Origin of the sequence: Vibrio nereis NBRC 15637 (assembly GCF_001591105.1) — a bacterium.
Taxonomy (GTDB): Bacteria; Pseudomonadota; Gammaproteobacteria; order Enterobacterales; family Vibrionaceae; genus Vibrio; species Vibrio nereis.
The window spans coordinates 1-1,349 of record NZ_BCUD01000049.1; the positions used below are offsets into that span (position 1 = coordinate 1).

The window sequence follows — 1,349 nt, forward strand, 5'->3', positions numbered from 1 at the left end:
TTGGACAGAAGTTGCTTAGTGCAATAGCGCTAACTCAATCCTATTAGATTCGAAAAGATATCTTGAAGCCATAGTCTCTTGTTTATGTTCGTACTCTCGACATTACGACTATATCAATTAACTCATTCTCGACGAGCACAGCCTTACGCTTTGTACCTTCGATTTCAAAGCCAAAGGATTTATACAACGCCAGTGCCGCTATATTATTAGCGTGTACTTCCAATTCAAGGCGTGATAAATCAAGTTCTTTATCACAATAGGACAGTGAGTGTTCCATTAAGAAACGACCAACTCCTTTTCCACGGGATGATTTCGCTACTGCAACGCCAAAAGACGCTGAATGCTTTAGCCTTGGCTTTTCAGTAGTGATGATGGCCAAATGACCCAAAATTTCTCCATTGGTATCAACCGCCACAAAATTATGCTGATTGTCATTGAACATCGAGTCAAATTCTTCCCGTTTAATGTCGGCTAAGTAGCGATTATTATTCACCACTTCTTTTGTCTGTATAAATGTCGTATAAGGCTGACAAGTCAGCTGAACTCATTTTTCTTATTTTCATAGAACACCAAATTTCCAAAAAGAACATAACACCGCGTTAAGGGGCAGCAACGCGCTACCACTGAACTTCAATTTATCGCCGAAAACACAGATGCCAAGGTTTGAGCCAAACTCGCCAAGCATTGACAGTCCCTCTTGAACGCTTTGTTATACCACTACTCAAAGCTTTTCACTGAACTCGCCACACTGCTTACACTTGTAACCATGCTTGTAAAAGAACAGTGGAAAACCCAGTAAAATAAATACTAAGAAAGCTGGACGCTTACCTTTTGTAAATGCAAATAACTCTGTGCTACCACAGTTAGGGCAAACATCTTTTGCTTCATCAACGGCAACTTCTTTTTCCAATGATTCTGAGAAGTCACTACTAAGTATTTGTTTCGCTTCCTCCGCATCACTCTCGGCCACCATCAGACGAACACCGCCCATGGCGTTTGAATAAAGCCACTGGGTATTCACCGTGTGCTCGTCAGCGATGTGACTTTCTATTCCCGCACTATCTAGGCTCGCTTTCGCAATGTGAGCTTCATGAGGAAAAGAAAACCTTGCTACTACAATCACATATTACTCCTTGTGGTATAACGCTACTTAGGAGGCTAATAGCCGTTTTTAGTCCTCACATAATGCCGCCTTTAATCAATTACTTCAATTTATAGTCAATAAGTTAAGAGATTAGATTGTTCAGTGAAGGATAACTTCAAAATATGCCTAATTCAGATGACTTGAAGTAGGGAAAACTCGTATCAACAGGATATGAATGAGTTTTTGCACTAAGTGAAAAAGAGGC

2 protein-coding genes are annotated in these 1,349 nt (G+C 40.5%); both read right to left on the bottom strand.

The window, feature by feature from the left end; translation table 11 throughout:
• Positions 1–82: 82 nt before the first annotated feature.
• Positions 83–493, bottom strand: coding sequence for a GNAT family N-acetyltransferase (locus tag VNE01S_RS18685; protein WP_245649918.1), 411 nt, complete (start codon positions 491–493; stop codon positions 83–85).
• A 228-nt stretch (positions 494–721) separates the two neighbouring features.
• A complete protein-coding gene (locus VNE01S_RS18690; protein WP_053396566.1) occupies positions 722–1,123 on the bottom strand; it encodes a putative signal transducing protein in 402 nt (133 codons plus the stop codon).
• Positions 1,124–1,349 lie beyond the last annotated feature (226 nt).